Consider the following 17,383-nt stretch of genomic DNA (forward strand, 5'->3'; position numbering starts at 1 on the left):
GTGGCGACACTGTTTATTGCAGACTTGCATCTGCAAACGGAAGAACCGGCGATCGTCGCCGGTTTTCTGCGTTTTTTAGCCGTGGAAGCCCGTCAGGCCGACGCGCTGTATATTCTTGGCGATCTCTTCGAGGCCTGGATTGGCGACGACGACCCCAACCCGCTACATCGTGAAATGGCCGTTGCCATTAAATCGCTGGTTGATTCCGGCGTCCCCTGCTTCTTTATTCATGGTAATCGCGACTTCCTGATTGGCAAACGCTTTGCCCGCGAAAGCGGCATGATTCTACTGCCGCAGGAAAAGGTGCTCGACCTGTATGGCCGCAATGTATTGATTATGCACGGCGATACGCTCTGTACCGATGATGCCGGTTATCAGGCGTTTCGCGCCAAAGTCCATAATCCGTGGGTGCAACGACTGTTCCTTACCCTGCCGCTGTTTATCCGCCGCCGTATCGCCGCCAGAATGCGCGCCGGCAGTAAAGCCGCCAACAGCAGCAAATCGCTGGATATTATGGACGTCAATGCGCAGACCGTCGTCGCCGAAATGGAAAAACACCGCGTACAGTGGCTGATTCACGGTCACACCCACCGCCCGGCGGTGCATGAACTTTCCGCCAACGACCAGCCCGCATTCCGCGTGGTGTTAGGCGCATGGCATCATGAAGGTTCAATGGTAAAAGTCACACCGGACAACGTGGAGTTAATCGCCTTCCCCCTGTAAATGTTCGTCGAATCGTCCGTTATGGCGCGCACGCAACCGTTTTCCTTGCCTGATTATCATGCTATTCTCTGACACCTCAAAAGCAGCGTGTCCCGCACCACAGGAGTTTTAAGACGCATGTCTTCCCGCAATAATCCGGCGCGTGTCGCCATCGTGATGGGGTCCAAAAGCGACTGGGCTACCATGCAATTCGCCGCCGAAATTTTTGAAATTCTGGATGTCCCGCACCATGTAGAAGTGGTTTCCGCCCATCGCACCCCCGATAAGCTGTTCAGCTTCGCCGAAACGGCGGAAGAGAACGGATATCAAGTGATTATTGCCGGCGCGGGCGGCGCGGCACACCTGCCGGGAATGATTGCGGCAAAAACGCTGGTCCCGGTGCTCGGCGTGCCGGTACAAAGCGCTGCGCTAAGCGGCGTGGATAGCCTTTACTCCATTGTGCAGATGCCGCGCGGCATTCCGGTGGGTACGCTGGCGATCGGTAAAGCCGGTGCCGCTAACGCCGCCCTGCTCGCCGCGCAGATTCTGGCGCAACACGACGCGAAACTGCATCAGCGCATTGCCGACTGGCGCAAAGCACAAACCGATGAAGTTCTGGAAAATCCCGATCCGCGGGGGACGCTATGAAGCAAGTTTGCGTTCTCGGCAACGGACAACTGGGCCGAATGCTGCGCCAGGCGGGAGAACCGCTGGGTATCGCCGTCTGGCCGGTTGGCCTGGATGCAGAGCCTACCGCCGTGCCGGTACAGCAGAGCGTCATTACTGCAGAGATTGAGCGCTGGCCGGAAACCGCGCTTACCCGCGAGCTGGCGCGCCACCCGGCCTTTGTCAATCGTGATGTATTTCCGATCATCGCCGACCGTCTGACACAAAAACAGCTTTTCGATAAACTGGGACTCGCGACCGCGCCGTGGCAGCTGCTGACCAGCGCCGACGAGTGGTCCGGCATCTTTGACCGTCTGGGCGAACTGGCGATTATTAAGCGTCGCGTTGGCGGCTACGATGGTCGCGGGCAGTGGCGTCTACGCGCGGACGAAACCGGGCAACTGCCGGATGACTGCTATGGCGAATGTATTGTTGAGCGCGGTATCCATTTTTCCGGCGAAGTGTCGTTAGTCGGCGCTCGCGCTCATGACGGCAGTACCGTGTTTTACCCGCTAACGCACAATTTGCATCAGGACGGCATCTTGCGGACCAGCGTCGCGTTCCCACAGGCGAACGCCGAACAGCAGGAGCAGGCGGAATCGATGCTGTCAGCAATTATGCAGGCGCTGAACTACGTCGGCGTAATGGCGATGGAATGTTTTATCACGCCGGAAGGCCTGCTAATCAATGAACTGGCGCCGCGCGTGCATAACAGCGGACACTGGACGCAAAATGGCGCCAGCATCAGTCAGTTTGAATTGCATTTGCGCGCGATTACCGGCCTGCCGTTGCCCGCGCCGGTGATTAACGCCCCGTCGGTGATGATCAACCTGATCGGCAGCGAGCTGAATTACGACTGGTTGAAGCTGCCGCTGGTACATCTGCACTGGTATGATAAAGCGGTACGTCCGGGGCGAAAAGTCGGCCATCTGAATCTGACCGACAGCGATACGTCACGTCTTAGCGCCACCCTGGAAGCGCTCTCTCCGCTCCTGCCGGGCGAATACGCCAGCGGCATTATCTGGGCGCAAAGTAAGCTTAAATAAACAGCGTGGGCGGCGCATTCTCTGTCGCCGCCCGTCGCGATCACAGACAGATGCAGGTTCCCGCCCTGCCCGCCAGGGTATCGTCAATACGCGACAGCGCGCCAATCCATGCCGGCTTTCCGCACCGCTTCACATACCCGCTTACCGCGGTCACCTTCGGCCCCATCGCGCCATCGGCTTTGGCAAACGGCGCCAGCTCATCGGGCGAAGCCTGACGAATAGCGCGCTGCTGCGGCGTTCCCCAATGTTCATACACCGCATCCGCATCCGTCAAAATGATCAAACCATCGGCCGCTATCTGCTCCGCCAGCAATGCCGCCGCCAGGTCTTTATCTATCACCGCCTCGACCCCTTCGCCCTCACCGGCAACAGGAACCCCGCCACCGCCGCTACAAATCACCACATGGCCCTCTTTTAGCAATAACTCAATAGCGGCGCTTTCGATAATCTGACGCGGCGCCGGGGAAGCGACGACACGGCGCAGATATTTTCCATCACGTTTCATATGCCAGCCATAAGTCGCTTCCAGCGCCATTTGCTCTTCTGGCGAATAAACGGGACCAATAAACTTTTCCGGTTCAAGAAAAGCAGGATCGTCCGCCGATACCTTTATTCGCGTTAATACCGCAGTCACCGGCGGCATATCGGGTTCAAGCGCCAGACGCTGCGCCAGCATATAGCCGATCATTCCCTGACTTTCCGCCACCAGCACATCCAGCGGATAAGGCTCAACGGCTTTCCAGGCAAGGTTCTGTAAAGCCAACAGGCCGACCTGGGGGCCGTTGCCATGTACTATCGCCAGCCGATACGAGCGGGCAAGTCGCGCCAGCGCAGGCACCGCGTCGGCAATATTGCGATATTGATTCTCTGCCGTTAGCGCTTCTCCGCGCTGCAATAATGCGTTGCCGCCAAGAGCAACTACCAACGTTTTCATTCCCTATCCTTTTACTATTTGTTGTCCAAGCCAGAACCCCAGCAGCGTATCCGCGCCAGAGGTGTGCCCCAGCGCCAGCAGTCCATCAATCGCCGTTTCTGTGCGAGCATCTCGTCGCAGCGCATGAATAAAGTGGAGTAAAGGCGACGCGAAATAACCCATAGCCGCATAGCGTAAATAGCTGACGCTCACGAGCGTCGTCGCCCGATCAAGGCTGCCGGATTGGGCAAAAAAATTACGCCCGGCGCGTTCATCTATGGCGCCAAAATACCAGGCCGCCAGCAACATTCCCGTCAGCGTGTCGTCATGACTGGGCGTTAAGCCCGGCCCTTTACCCAGCCATAGCCGCCAGTCAGTCGCAGCACCTGCAAGCGCCGACTGAAAGCAGTGACAAAACTGGCGAAGTTCCGGACATAGAGGCTGAGCTGCGGCGACGGTTAACGGCCCAAACAGTCCCGTCTCCTCACTACGCTGCATGTACGTCGCGTTAAGACGCGGCGACGCAAGATAGCGTGGAACCCGCAGCGAACAGCGCCTCTCCGGCTCGCATAAAAGAAACTCGCCAATCTGAATACCGGCAGCGGTTGACTGCGGTTTTTCGCCATCGGTGAGCACATCGCGCAAGGCGTCAAAATCGCCGCCGCGCAGTATCCACCCTCCCGGACTGAAGCCGCTCCCCCGACGGTGAAGCGTTAATAACTCACCGCTTTTCGCCACAAAATTAATAGAGCGACGCCATACCCCTGACATCTGCCAGGGTTGCCGATAATCCGCCGATTGTCGGCTTGCCATAAGAGGATGGATACGTTTCATGAGGCGCTCTCTTAACTTACGCCCATGCTTTCCGCCAGCGCTTCCAGCGCCTGCTCGAAACAGGCCAGCGGCGCACGGACGGTTCCCGCGCCAATCTGTCCAATCCCCGCCTCTTTATGCGCGATACCCGTGTTAATCAGCGGCGTAATTCCGGTCTCGACCACGCGGCGGATATCCAGTCCCAGACAGGCCCCCTGAAAATCCCAGCCGGGGATTTGTAGCTGCATGTTGCGTTCGAGATAAATTTCAGCCATCTCTTCAGAAACAGATTTCGCCGCTTCCATTCCCCCGGCACCGACAAAACGCGTTACGCCAGGCGCGGCAATCATCGCTGCGCCGCCAATACCAAACGTTTCAGTAATGGCGCTGTCGCCCATGTCCGGGTTGGCCTGATCCTGCGAAAAACCGGTAAAAAATAGCCCCTGCGGCGTATTAACAGGCGCGGTGAACCAACGGTCGCCCAGACCGCTAACCCGAATGCCAAACATATCGCCATTACGGGTCATCGCCGTCACAATACTGCCGGCGCGAATCTGCGCGCCCGCGTCCATGGCGGCTTTACAGTAGGCCATCGCCAGATTAAGGAAGAATTGATCGGTGACGCTCAGAAAATCCATCACTTCCGCTATCTGCTGCTTATCGTGTTCCAGACGGGCGATATGCGGCGCCAACGTGCGCATCAGCAATGCGGAAGAAGCGATATTGCGCTGGTGGAATTCATCTCCCATCGTAATGCCCTGCGCCATCATTGCGGTCAGGTCGAGGCCCCGCTCCAGACGTCCCAGCGCCGCGCTTAATACCGGCATCAGCACATCGCGCATCCAGCGCAAACGTTGCTGAACATCCTCGCCATAGGCGCCGAAACGCATCACCTTGCCGATCCCTTCGTTGAGATTGCAGTACGCGCGATTGCCGTCGGTGATATTTTCCACGACCAGCATCGGCATACTGGCTGAGGTAATACCGCCCATCGGCCCCACAGCGTTAACGTGATGGCAGGGAATAAAGTTGACCTTTCCCTGCTCTAACAGCGCGAGCGCGCTCATTTCATCTTTGGCCCATCCTTCAAACAGGCATGCGCCGATACAGGCGCCTTTCATCGGGCCGGTCATCTCTTGCCAGCGCATCGGCGGCCCGGCATGAAGAAGCGTTTTCCCCTGATTGAGCACGCTAATTAATGAAGAAGCTGGCTTCACATCCAGCCAGTGCGGACGTGCGCGACGAATTTGTTCGATGACTGCAGCGTTGGCTTGCGCCACTGATGTAAACATGGGAACCCCTTATTGCAAACGTTCTAACAGACGAGCCAGTTTTTTATTACCGCCAGCGACAGGCGCCCACTGGTAGTGCACCACGGGCATACCGGCAGCCTGTAAATCCAGCGCGAAGCTACGTAACCCGGCATTAATCACCGCTACCGCTTCCAGTAACCGGGGAGCTGATGGATGAGTGGAAGAGAGAGTGGGTCGAATCAGTTCCGCGGCCAACAGAGTGGCTTCGGGAAGAGAATCCACTACCGTGATGCCGGCATCTTCGAGCGCGGCGATTTGTTGCGAGCGGCACTGAGGATCGCGTTCCGTTCCGGTGACGGTTGCGATGGCGAACAGCGGCTGGTCGCTGGCGCGTGCGGCACATGCCTTCTGCCAGGCCTGAATCAGCGATGCGGCGGGATCGGCGGTCGCGCCAAAACCAATAACGACGTCCACTAATAACACGCGTACCTGCGGCTGTGCGCCAAGTCCGGCGATAAGCTGATTACGTAACGCCGGGTCGATCATCGGATGTGGTCGCCCAACGGTATAAAAGTCATCGCCCAGATCGATAATCTGGTGGCCGTCAGCGTCAAGCATCATGCCATGGTGATGTTCCGTATCCGCCGCGACGCCCAGGTAGCCGGCCAGCAGCCCCGCCGCTTCCGCCGCCAGCGTTCCGCCGGTATAGAGACCACGAATCACGCCGCCTGTTGAAACCATGTCTTTACGTTGCGACGTCACGCGAGACAATAAACATGCCAGCCGGGCGGCTTCATCCAGCGTCGAGGCAAACCAGACGTTTTCCTCACGCGCAACGGGGGAGGAAAACCCTAAGAACAGCGCTACAACGGGTTTGCCGGTGGCTTTCATCGCCGCGATAATATGCTGACGAACCGCATCGGCAGGCGGTTTGGAGACAAAGGCCAGCACCTGGCTCTTTTCATCCGCGCTGAGTATGTCCAGTGCCGTTAGCGCGCTGATCCCGCCGACCTCGGCGCTCAAATCGCGTCCGCCAAGCCCGATGGCATGGGTAATCCCTTCCCCCGCCAGCGCAATCTGTGAACAGAGCTCCTGAATACCGGTGCCGGAAGCGCCAATCACCCCGATGTTGCCCTCTGGCATGACGTTAGCGAAAGCCAGCGGCGTATTGGCGATCATAGCGGTGCCGCAATCCGGCCCCATGACCAGCAGTCCTTTATCACGCGCCCGGCGTTTTAGTCTGATTTCATCGTCCAGCGTGACATTATCGGAGAAGATCATCACGTTCAACGAACGATCCAGCGCCTGCTCTGCCAGTTCCGCCGCATATTCGCCGGCCACCGATACCAGCGCCAGATTCGCCTCTGGCAGTTTCTGACAGGCGCTTTCCCAGCGTCTGACCTGGATTAACGACTGGCTGCCGCTGCTTCCCTGCGCCAACTGCTGCAATGCTTCTTCGAGCTGTTGCACAATCACCTGCGTAATGCCGTCATCTACCGCTTCGGTACGAATCGCCACGCAAATGTCATTGGGCGTAGCGCCATGAAAATCGTCATGCCAGAAACCGGTAGTTTCCAGCAGCGACTTATTCGCAGGCGTTCCCATCATTACCGATACATCATCAACATTTTCGGACTCACTCAGCTTTCGAGAAATAATCATTAAGCTGACAGAGTCCTGAAAACACCCTTTTTTAATAAAGGCGTGGATCATAACAACTCCTTAATAATTGCACCCATTGCAATTGCACGAGCAGTGTTAATGTGCGCTTCACGGTATATATCCGGGAGGGTAAATAGAGTGATTAACGTCACATCAAATTTATTAACAAAAGAATTCAAACAACGGCTAAAGGATTAGTTATGATTTTCTAAAAAAGCTTTTTATTTAAGCAAAAAGATAAAACCCGCCTGATTATCAAATAAATTCTAATTATATTTTTTTGCCTGTCTGGATCACATAATCATTTTATTTTCCCGGTATGTTAATCGCAGTCATGCTTCACACCGTCGTTAAAAAGGAAGACAGATGAAAATCAGTCGGGAAACACTCCATCAGCTTATCGAAAATAAGCTTTATAAAGCCGGACTAAAACGTGAGCACGCCGCCATCGTCGCCGACGTACTGGTTTATGCAGATGCCAGAGGTATTCACTCACATGGCGCCGTACGCGTTGAATATTATGCCGAACGAATTTCAAAAGGCGGCACCAACCGGGAGCCGACGTTCCGCATTGAGAATACCGGTCCCTGTACGGCGATACTGCATGCCGATAATGCTGCCGGACAGGTCGCAGCCAAAATGGGAATGGAGCATGCTATTGAAATAGCCAAAAAAAATGGCGTCGCGGTTGTCGGCATTAGCAGAATGGGCCATAGCGGCGCCATCTCTTATTTCGTCCGCCAGGCTGCTCGCGAAGGCCTGATTGGTCTGTCTATCTGTCAGTCCGATCCTATGGTCGTGCCGTTTGGCGGGGCGGATATTTACTATGGCACTAATCCGCTGGCCTTTGCCGCGCCGGGCGAAGGCGATGACATCATTACCTTTGATATGGCCACCACCGTGCAGGCCTGGGGAAAAGTCCTCGATGCACGGTCCCGCAATGAGTCCATTCCGGAGAGTTGGGCCGTCGATAAAAATGGCGCGCCGACACATGATCCTTTTGCCGTCAATGCGTTATTACCCGCCGCAGGCCCGAAAGGTTACGGCCTGATGATGATGATCGATATTCTGTCCGGTATTCTGCTGGGGCTGCCGTTTGGCCGCCAGGTCAGTTCGATGTATGAAGATTTACACGCCGGACGCAATTTAGGACAACTTCATCTGGTCATTAATCCGGCGTTCTTCTCTTCCTGTGAATTATTCCGCAAACATATTAGTCAGACCATGCAGGAACTCAATTCCGTGAAGCCCGCCCCCGGTTTTAAACAGGTTTATTATCCTGGACAGGATCAGGATATTAAACAGAAAAATGCCGATATGAATGGTATCGATATTGTTGATGATATTTATCAATATCTGATTTCCGATGCCCTCTATCTCAAGTCATACGAAACAAAAAATCCCTTTGCCCAATAATTATTGAAACAGGAATTTTCTATGATAAAGCATTTTCGCCACGCGATAGAAGAAACATTGCCCTGGCTCTCTTCCATTGGAGCCGATCCTACGGGTGGAATGACGCGTTTACTTTATTCGCCTGAGTGGCTGGAAACACAGCAGCAGTTTAAAAAGCGAATGGCAGAAAGCGGTCTGGAAACACGCTTTGATGACGTCGGAAATTTATATGGCCGCCTTTGCGGCACACAGTTTCCGGAACAGGTGATTTTAAGCGGTTCGCATATTGATACGGTCGTCAACGGCGGCAATCTGGACGGGCAATTCGGCGCGCTTGCCGCCTGGCTGGCGCTCGACTGGCTAAAAGCGACCTACGGCGCGCCGCTGCGCACCGTCGAGGTAGTATCAATGGCTGAGGAAGAAGGCAGCCGTTTCCCTTACGTTTTTTGGGGCAGCAAGAACATTTTTGGCCTGGCGAATCCTGAAGAGGTACGCCATATCCAGGACGCCAAAGGCACAGGCTTTGTCGACGCTATGCAGGCGTGCGGATTTACCCTTCCCGCCGCGCCGCTCGCTGCACGAACCGATATCCGCGCCTTTGTTGAATTGCATATTGAGCAAGGCTGCGTTCTGGAGAGCAACGGACAGTCGATTGGCGTCGTCAACGCCATCGTCGGGCAACGTCGCTACACGGTGACGCTCAACGGTGAGTCCAACCATGCAGGCACAACGCCAATGGGCTATCGTCGCGATACGGTGCATGCCTTCAGTCGTATTTGCAGTCAGTCCATTGAAAAAGCCAAACAGCATGGCGATCCCCTGGTATTAACGTTCGGCAAAGTTGAGCCGCAGCCGAATACGGTCAATGTTGTCCCTGGAAAAACCACATTTACAATCGATTGCCGGCATACGGACGCCGCGGTACTTCGCGAATTTACCGAACAGTTGGAAAACGATATGCGCGCCATCTGCGATGAAATGGATATCAGCATCGATATCGATTTGTGGATGGACGAAGCGCCGGTGCCGATGAACGCCGAACTGGTCGCGGCCCTCACCAGGCTGTGTGAAACCGAACAACTGAACTATCGCATAATGCATAGCGGCGCAGGTCATGACGCGCAAATTTTCGCGCCGCGCGTCCCTACCTGTATGATTTTCGTCCCCAGCATTAATGGTATCAGCCATAACCCGGCGGAACGTACCAACATTAATGACCTTGCTGAAGGGGTCAAAACTCTGGCATTAATGCTGCATCAACTTGCCTGGCAAAAATAAGGAGCCATCAATGGGATATCTGAATAACGTCACGGGTTACCGCGATGATTTACTGGCGAACCGCGCCATTGTGAAACACGGTAACTATGCGCTCTTAACGCCGGACGGTCTGGTGAAAAATATTATTCCCGGCTTTGAAAACTGTGACGTCACCATCCTTTCGACGCCGAAGCTGGGTGCTTCTTTCGTCGATTATCTGGTTACCTTACATCAGAATGGCGGCAACCAGCAGGGCTTTGGCGGCGAGGGGATTGAAACTTTTCTCTATGTCATTACGGGAAATATTGAAGCTAAAGCAGAAGGAAAAACATTCTCTTTAACTCAGGGCGGATACCTCTATTGTCCACCGGGCGAGATGATGACCTTTAGCAACGCTCAAACGGAAGACAGCCAGCTATTTTTATATAAACGCCGCTATACTCCTGTCGAGGGGCATGCCCCGTGGTTGGTTTCCGGCAATGCCAGCCAGCTGGAGCGTATTCATTATGAAGGCATGGAAGATGTTATTCTGCTGGATTTCCTGCCTAAAGAGCTGGGCTTCGATATGAATATGCATATTCTGTCGTTCGAACCGGGCGCCAGCCACGGCTATATTGAAACCCACGTCCAGGAACATGGCGCTTATATCCTTTCCGGCCGGGGGGTTTATAACCTCGACAACAACTGGGTGCCGGTGAAAAAAGGCGACTACATCTTCATGGGCGCTTATTCCCTGCAGGCCGGATACGGTGTAGGTCGTGGCGAAGCATTCAGCTACATCTACTCCAAAGACTGTAACCGCGACGTTATGATTTAACGGCGGACAGCCCTCCTGATTATTTTTAATTTAGCTATGTTGGATTTTGCCACGGTGAGAACCGTGGCTTTTTTTATGCTTAACGAGTCCCGATATCCTGGCCAAGTTTGATGACGCGGGCAATATTACAGGCGCTGTGGTAGAGATTTTGTTCACCGTTCGCCAGAACTTCCGGCAAAGGCGCCAGCCGCGGCAAAATACTGAATACCGCATCAATACCGTGGCGATGAACCACTTCCACGCCGTCTCCCAGTACGCCGGCAATGCCGATAACCGGGACGTGATGCCGTTTCGCCACTGACGCGACGCCTATCGGCGCTTTTCCTCCCGCCGTTTGCGAATCGATTCGCCCTTCTCCGGTAATCACCAGCGAAGCCTCTTTTACCGCCTCCTCCAGCTTCACCGCCTGCATAACAATCTCAATACCGGGCTTCATTTCCGCTTCCAGGAAGACGATAGCGGCAATCCCCATTCCTCCGGCCGCTCCACCGCCCGGTATTTGAGACATGTCGCGTCCGGTCAGGGCATGTAAGACACGGGCATAATTACGCAATCCATTTTCCAGCGTCTCGACCATTTCAGGCGTCGCCCCTTTCTGCGGACCGAATACCGCCGCCGCGCCGCGTGGCCCCACCAACGGGTTATCAACATCACAGGCGACCTCAATACGACACTCTGAAATTCGCGGATCGCACCCCTGCAGGTCAATGCTCGCCAGGCGCGATAAATTGCCCCCTCCGGCGCCAAGCGGCGTTCCCTGCGCGTCCAGAAAACGCACACCGAGCGCCTGCGCTACTCCCATTCCGCCATCCACCGTGGCGCTGCCGCCGATACCCAGAATAATATGGCGAATCCCCGCGTCCAGGGCATGACGAATCAATTCGCCGGTGCCGAAACTGGATGCCAGCAGCGGATTACGCGCCTCTGGCGCCACCAGCATCAATCCGCTCGCCGCCGCCATTTCAATAATCGCCGTTTTGCCGTCGCCGGTCAGGCCATAAAATCCGTTTACTTTTTCCCCCATCGGCCCGCTAACGTCCACATAAACCCGTTTCCCGCCGGTCGCTGCCACCATCGCGTCCACGGTTCCTTCTCCACCATCGGCGATCGGTAAACAGACATAGCGCGCATCAGGAAATACGGTTGAAAATCCCGCTTTAATAGCCTGACAGCATTTATCAGCGCTTAAGCTCTCTTTAAATGAATCTGGCGCAATTACAATCTTCATCATGTCTCCTTGTTTTCTCATGTTATTTAATGCGTTCCCACGGAATAAGATTTTCCATAAGCACTGCCAGTAAGATTCCCACCAGTAATCCGTTGCTAAGCAAAGGACGAATCATCAGTGGAAGATCCTGTAAATAGACCGGAGGAAGCCCCATCAAAAAAATGCCGACAAAAAGCGGTAATGCCAGGCGATAAATATTCCGCGCGGTAAACGTAATTTGCTGGCTAAAAACCAAACCGGAATAAAGTAAAGGTAAATAAGAGACCAGCATAACGGCGCTGCTGATCGCCAGTGGAATAGCGCAAAATAAGCGGGTTAACGGCGTTATAATGGCAACCAGCAGACACAGCGCGCTACCGCAGATAAAGGATTTGCGAGAACTGTCGCCGGTTTGCGTTAATAAACCAATGGAAGATACAAAAGGCGAAAAAGGCACGACCGCGAAAGGCACCGTCACTAACGTCATCAGTCCGGAAATCATAAAGCTTCGGCGATAACGAGAACTGCCCGACCCTTGATGCAGATAAAAGATATCGGTACCGCGGATGGCGCCGTAAGTGTTGCTGATGTTGACTAACCCCGTCATCACCGCCGTCACAATAATACCCGGCATCAGCGTGCCGTGGCTGCCCAGCGGAAACCATCGCCAGCTTAATTCACCCGGCGGTAAGTGTGATGAAGGAAAGCATAACCGCCATAGCCCCCACCCGACCACGGTCCCTACCAGTAACGCGTAACGGGAGATACGCTGCTGCAGGAAAATAATCATCGCGAGGATAAAACACATCACCGCGACCGCCAGCCCAAAGGGGGCCAATTTGATTCTGGCGCTGGTATCGGCAATGCCAAAAGGCAGCCCCAGCATGCCTTTAAAAAATATTGAGGTCAGCTGCGCGCCCAAAAGCAGCATGAAAAAAACCATTACCGCTGGCGTAAACAGGCGAGCCAGACGGTGTCCTAAGCCGCTAATGCCGATAAATATCGTCACCATCGCGGAGATCGCAATCCCGACCGACAGGCTGGAGGCGATATCGTTCAGCGGCGTGCCGCGAGACGCCTCGCCAAGCGTAATCGTAAGAATAGCGCCCCACCACAGCCCTGTCGGCCCTTCCATAATGGCGCGGCGATGGCCGCAAAATGCCTGAACCAGGCAGGCCAACGCGGTGGTCAAAAAAGCGTATTGTGTGAGCATTAACAGGTTATCAGCGGGAAGATGAAAAGCGGACAGCAAGGTAGGGGGAACCACAACCGTGTTACAGAAAATAAAGAAAAACCACTGAAAGCCGGACAATACACTTTCGCGGTTAATAACAGGGAACATATCCACACCTTAAAATAGAGAATGCCCGTCGTGACGACGGGCATTAAATCACACCGGATTACTGCTGATGTTTAAGGATAAACTGACCTTTTGGCGGCACAGGGAAGCCATGCTCGATGTCATAAATAACATCGCCGCGCAAAATCGTTTTGGTAATACGCGCGCCAATAGTACGGCCAACATACGGACTGACTTTATGGCGATATTCCAGATCTTCATTTTTCAGAACATAGCTGCTGTCAGGCTGAATAAAGACCAGGTCAGCATCTTTGCCGGGGGCAATACGTCCTTTATGTTTCAGACCAAAAATATCGGCGGCGTTGGTCGCCATTAATTTGCCAAACATCGGCAACGACATACCGCGTTTTTGCACCGCTTCATCAAACATGACGTCCATGCAGTTTTGCAGTCCGGCAATTCCGCCCCATGCTTGCATGATATTGCCTGCTTTCATTTCCGGAGGGCATGGAGAGTGGTCGGATACCAGGCAGTCGATTTCGCCGTTAAACAGTTTTTCCCACATCCCTTTCTGGTTTTCCTGGTCGCGAATTGGCGGAGAACATTTTGCCAGGGTGCCAATCTCTTCGAACTGATCGGTATCGAGGACAAAATAGTGCGGGCACGATTCACAGGTGACATCCTGGCCTTCCTGACGCGCGCGCGTTACTTCCTCTACCCCCTCCGGGCTGCTGATATGGCAAACGTGCAGACGGCAACCTGCCGCTTTCGCCAGATACAGCACGCGACGAATGGCTTCCACTTCAGTAAATACCGGACGTGAGGCGACATAATCATGCGCCGTTACACGACCTTCGCGTTTAGCTTCCTCGCCCAGCTCATCGCAAATCAGAGCATTTTCGCAATGTACCAGTACCGTCTGGTCCATCTCCCCCAGTTTCTGCGCGCCTTTGTAAAACTGCCAGTCATTAACGTCGCGAAAATCATTATCGATGCCACGATCGCCGCAGGTGGCGACAAAGCACTTGAAGCCGACAACGCCCACTTCGTCCAGCTCATGAAGCCGATCCAGGTTATAAGAAACCAAACCGCCCAACTGCGCGGCGTCGATGGTCAATTTACCTTTTGCCGCGTCAAACTTGAGTTCAATCGTCTCACGATCGACCGTCGCCGGCAGCTGATTGAGCGGCATCTCAATCATCGTGGTAATACCGCCTTTCGCCGCCGCGCGCGTACCGGTTTCATAGCCTTCCCAGTGGGTACGGCCCGGTTCAGAAATGTGGGTATGCGCGTCAACCATGCCCGGCGAAACGATCAATCCCGTCGCATCCAGCACATTTTTCGCTTCCCCCAGGTTCTCGCCAATCGCAGCGATTTTTCCGCCCTGGACGGCGATATCGATAACTCTCGCTTCGTTTTCTAAGATGACAGTACCGTTCTTAATAATTAAATCAAAAGACATAACAAACTCCTTGTATGGATACAGATAGTTTTTAAATAGCGCACACTTCATTAAATACGCTTAATGCTTTTTCAATATTTAACCTGCGAGTTTTTTCTCTCCTGTATTTTCAAAACCCGTGCGTTTCTTCAATAGCGCATAAGCAACGAACGCAACTATTACGCCTACAAACCAGGACACGCGGGATAAAGGCTCCATAAATGGTATAAACTTGCCGCCTAATGACAGAATGACTGCGACCAGGGTGACTGAAAATGCAGTCAGGTTAAATCCATTATCATAATATTTGTAATCACCGCTGGCGGTGTACAGCTCATCAAGATTAATTTTTCCACGCATTACCACAAAATAATGAGCTAACATTACGCCGATTACCGGGCCAAGCATACCGCCGATAATATCGAGGAACAGATAAATACTGTCCTGATTCTCCATTAATTTCCATGGGCAAATCAGTAAACTGATAATACTGGCAATCATTACGCCATTTTTATAGTTAAGCTTTGTCGGGGCAAGTGCCGCAATTTGATACCCCGCAGGTATAATATTACCGGTGGCGTTGGTTGAAATTGTCGTCATCAGAATCACCAGCACCGCAAAGAATGAAGCAAACAGGCTGTCCCAGCGCTGCACAATATCCAGCACGTTCCAGGTATCCATACCATAATGAATACTGGCTCCGGCAATAATGCACACGCTGGCTACGGCGAATAATATATACGCTACGATAAGCCCCAATGTTTGTCCCAATGCCTGAGCGCGAAATGAATGCGCGTTTTGCGTGAAATCGGACGCGCTCACAGCTGGCGCAGCCCAGACGGCGACTACGGCGTTAATCACCACCAGGAACAGAAAGCCGCTGTGCTCTGCTTTTTGCACGCCTGAAGGCAGATAGTCCAGAATCGGGCCAATGCCAACCAGCGATATTGCCCAAATAGCCATGCCGCCAAAGACAATGTAAATACATGGATTGAGAATAGCGGTAAATTTATTTAATACTTTACCACCGCCAAAACCGATGCCAACGTTAATAATCCAAAAAATTAGAAAAGTAATTAGTCCTGGCAGTGAAAGACCCAGCAGCTTGAAATCTCCGCCTAATGTCAGAAATCCTGGCCAGATCTTCCCAATCAAAATAAGAAATGCCAGCGATCCCGCGTAACACTGCAAGCCGAACCACATGATTGCCGCGATCCCCCCTCGCAATAATCCAGGGAATAGCGCGCCGCGGACGCCGTAAGAACCTCGCAATATCATAGCAAAAGGAACGCCATATTTGCTGCCTGCCGCGCCATTCATTACCATCGCCGCCGCAATAAATAATGCGCTGATAATAATGGCCAACATGATATTAAATGTTGATAGCCCCAGTATAAAAAAACCGCCGACCATAACGTAATTTGGCACGTTATGTACAGATCCCATCCATAAGGTGAAATAGTTAAATGCTTTCCAGTTTCGTTGGGTTTCTGTTTTAGGTAATAAGTCTTCGCTATAACCGCGTTGCTGATATAGCTCTCTTTGATGTTCCATAAATCCCTCTTTTCACGCATCGGATAACGTTGTTATGGGTTTAGCTATGAGGAACAAATAAATATAAAATAAAGAAATAGTAGATATAATTATTTTTAAGCTGAAGCAATACGTTGCGTTGCTTTCTTTTTATATAATGTGACAGCAGCAAAGATCAGCGTTCCGGTAACCACTAAACATGCTGAAATCACAAAACTGATCTCCTTCGACCCCGTTACATCCGAAATAAACCCGGTCAACGTTGGGGCGACAACCGCCGAGCTCATGCCAAAGAAATTAAAAAGGCTGAAAGCTCTTCCCAGACTTTTTGCCGAAGCCTGTTCAGATACAAAGGAGATCAGGATCGGGTCTACTGCCATTTTCCCCAGCAAGCCGTATAGCGTCAGACTGACCATCAGCATCGTGGTATTCGGGGACAAAACCGTAAACGCCAACATTGCTGCCGCCACAATTTCCAGACCGAGAATAACCTTAACTTTACTGTTACGGAATTTATCTGACAGATGGCTAAAAAATAACGCCCCCGGTACGCCAACCACCGCCACCAGCGCTGATGCCAGCCCGATAGCTCCGCCATCAAATCCTCTTTCAGTCTGTAGATAAGAGGGCAGCCAGGTCACTATCAAATAATAACCGTAGCAGGTACAGAAATAGAGGAAGTAAACGCTACACAATAAACCAGAGAATAAAGGCGCGCGTTTCTCATCTTCCGTGACGGTTTGGGTTTGCTTTTCCGCTTGCGCAGAGTCGCTTTTGGCTTTACCGCGAATGATCAGCGTAAAGACGCACAGCATGATTACTAATATCGCGGCCACGATATACAGTACATTCTGCCAGGCCATGCTCATGTTTTTTACTAATATGCTGGAACCGATTAAGCCAATCCCCATCCCTATAGCCGACCCGCTGTTGATAATCGCGTTGGCTAATGCCCGACGGGCCTGCGGCACGTTTGCCGAAGAGAGTGAATAAGCCGAGCTAAAGAAAGAAGCGCATCCGCCGCCTGCCATTAGCGACCCTATATAGATCATGGTCAGGCCATTGGCTTTCGCGATACAGAGTGTACCAATAATAAAAAGCGTAAATCCGGCCATCAGCATGATTTTTTGACCGAATTTATCGACCAATATTCCGCAAGGAATTTGCATACTGCAGTAAGCAAAAAAGTAAAAACTTGCAATGGCGCCTATTTCTGCATTACTTACATTGTCTAAAGATGCCTGAATTTCTGGATAAATTGGCGTAAGCACGGTGCGATAGATCCAAATCGCTACCCAGCCCAGACTCATTACGACAACAATTTGTTTCCAGTAATCAATCCCGGATTTTTTAGTTTCACTCATGTTCTTCACCTTTA

15 protein-coding genes are annotated in these 17,383 nt (G+C 52.8%); 6 read left to right on the forward strand and 9 right to left on the reverse strand.

The features are described from left to right. From lpxH to purK, 3 genes are all read left to right on the forward strand, one after another. On the forward strand, positions 1–723 hold the full coding sequence (gene lpxH, locus ACLJZ5_RS06000) for a UDP-2,3-diacylglucosamine diphosphatase (protein ID WP_000212284.1): 723 nt from the start codon (positions 1–3) through the stop codon (positions 721–723). A gap of 117 nt (positions 724–840) precedes the next feature. Then, positions 841–1,350 carry a 5-(carboxyamino)imidazole ribonucleotide mutase gene (purE, locus tag ACLJZ5_RS06005; protein ID WP_023197009.1) on the forward strand — a complete coding sequence of 170 codons (510 nt, stop codon included), beginning with the start codon at positions 841–843 and terminating at the stop codon, positions 1,348–1,350. Beyond that, positions 1,347–2,414 carry a 5-(carboxyamino)imidazole ribonucleotide synthase gene (gene purK / locus ACLJZ5_RS06010; RefSeq protein ID WP_000815601.1) on the forward strand — a complete coding sequence of 356 codons (1,068 nt, stop codon included), beginning with the start codon at positions 1,347–1,349 and terminating at the stop codon, positions 2,412–2,414. The genes purE and purK overlap by 4 nt, the downstream gene beginning before the upstream one ends. Before the next feature lie 40 nt (positions 2,415–2,454). On the opposite strand, the gene ACLJZ5_RS06015 is transcribed toward purK, so the two are convergent. Genes ACLJZ5_RS06015 through ACLJZ5_RS06030 form a run of 4 tightly spaced genes read right to left on the reverse strand, consistent with a single transcriptional unit; the run spans position 2,455 to position 7,106 of the window. After that, positions 2,455–3,348 carry a carbamate kinase gene (locus ACLJZ5_RS06015; RefSeq protein ID WP_000855337.1) on the reverse strand — a complete coding sequence of 298 codons (894 nt, stop codon included), beginning with the start codon at positions 3,346–3,348 and terminating at the stop codon, positions 2,455–2,457. Between the two features lie 3 nt (positions 3,349–3,351). Next, complete coding sequence (locus ACLJZ5_RS06020; RefSeq protein WP_000821191.1) at positions 3,352–4,161, reverse strand: DUF2877 domain-containing protein; 810 nt, start codon at positions 4,159–4,161, stop codon at positions 3,352–3,354. An 11-nt stretch (positions 4,162–4,172) separates the two neighbouring features. After that, positions 4,173–5,432 carry a DUF1116 domain-containing protein gene (locus ACLJZ5_RS06025; protein ID WP_000495330.1) on the reverse strand — a complete coding sequence of 420 codons (1,260 nt, stop codon included), beginning with the start codon at positions 5,430–5,432 and terminating at the stop codon, positions 4,173–4,175. 9 nt (positions 5,433–5,441) lie between these two features. Next, complete coding sequence (locus tag ACLJZ5_RS06030) at positions 5,442–7,106, reverse strand: acyl-CoA synthetase FdrA (protein ID WP_024797966.1); 1,665 nt, start codon at positions 7,104–7,106, stop codon at positions 5,442–5,444. Positions 7,107–7,421: 315 nt separating this feature from the next. On the opposite strand from ACLJZ5_RS06030, the gene allD reads away from it, so the two are divergent. Genes allD through allE form a run of 3 tightly spaced genes read left to right on the forward strand, consistent with a single transcriptional unit; the run spans position 7,422 to position 10,524 of the window. Next, on the forward strand, positions 7,422–8,471 hold the full coding sequence (allD, locus tag ACLJZ5_RS06035) for an ureidoglycolate dehydrogenase AllD (protein WP_000703936.1): 1,050 nt from the start codon (positions 7,422–7,424) through the stop codon (positions 8,469–8,471). Positions 8,472–8,492: 21 nt separating this feature from the next. Further along, positions 8,493–9,728 carry an allantoate deiminase gene (gene allC / locus ACLJZ5_RS06040; RefSeq protein ID WP_000589769.1) on the forward strand — a complete coding sequence of 412 codons (1,236 nt, stop codon included), beginning with the start codon at positions 8,493–8,495 and terminating at the stop codon, positions 9,726–9,728. Between the two features lie 10 nt (positions 9,729–9,738). Continuing rightward, on the forward strand, positions 9,739–10,524 hold the full coding sequence (allE, locus tag ACLJZ5_RS06045) for a (S)-ureidoglycine aminohydrolase (RefSeq protein ID WP_024797965.1): 786 nt from the start codon (positions 9,739–9,741) through the stop codon (positions 10,522–10,524). A 79-nt stretch (positions 10,525–10,603) separates the two neighbouring features. Here allE and glxK read toward each other — a convergent pair whose 3' ends face one another. From glxK to ACLJZ5_RS06070, 5 genes are all read right to left on the reverse strand, one after another. Then, complete coding sequence (gene glxK / locus ACLJZ5_RS06050; RefSeq protein ID WP_024797964.1) at positions 10,604–11,752, reverse strand: glycerate 3-kinase; 1,149 nt, start codon at positions 11,750–11,752, stop codon at positions 10,604–10,606. A gap of 22 nt (positions 11,753–11,774) precedes the next feature. After that, positions 11,775–13,073 (reverse strand): uracil/xanthine transporter, encoded by a 1,299-nt coding sequence (locus tag ACLJZ5_RS06055; protein WP_000484505.1) that lies wholly within the window; start codon positions 13,071–13,073, stop codon positions 11,775–11,777. Positions 13,074–13,131: 58 nt separating this feature from the next. Next, the gene (allB, locus tag ACLJZ5_RS06060) at positions 13,132–14,493 is read right to left on the reverse strand and encodes an allantoinase AllB (protein WP_000006865.1); all 1,362 of its coding nucleotides are present in this window, start codon (positions 14,491–14,493) and stop codon (positions 13,132–13,134) included. Positions 14,494–14,571: 78 nt separating this feature from the next. Continuing rightward, positions 14,572–16,026: an allantoin transporter gene (locus tag ACLJZ5_RS06065; protein WP_000401063.1), complete on the reverse strand. Its 1,455-nt coding sequence runs from the start codon at positions 16,024–16,026 to the stop codon at positions 14,572–14,574. 95 nt (positions 16,027–16,121) lie between these two features. Next, positions 16,122–17,369: an MFS transporter gene (locus ACLJZ5_RS06070; RefSeq protein WP_024797962.1), complete on the reverse strand. Its 1,248-nt coding sequence runs from the start codon at positions 17,367–17,369 to the stop codon at positions 16,122–16,124. Between the last annotated feature and the right edge of the window lie 14 nt (positions 17,370–17,383).

The organism is Salmonella sp. 5800 (assembly GCF_046558195.1).
Taxonomy (GTDB): domain Bacteria; phylum Pseudomonadota; class Gammaproteobacteria; order Enterobacterales; family Enterobacteriaceae; genus Salmonella; species Salmonella enterica.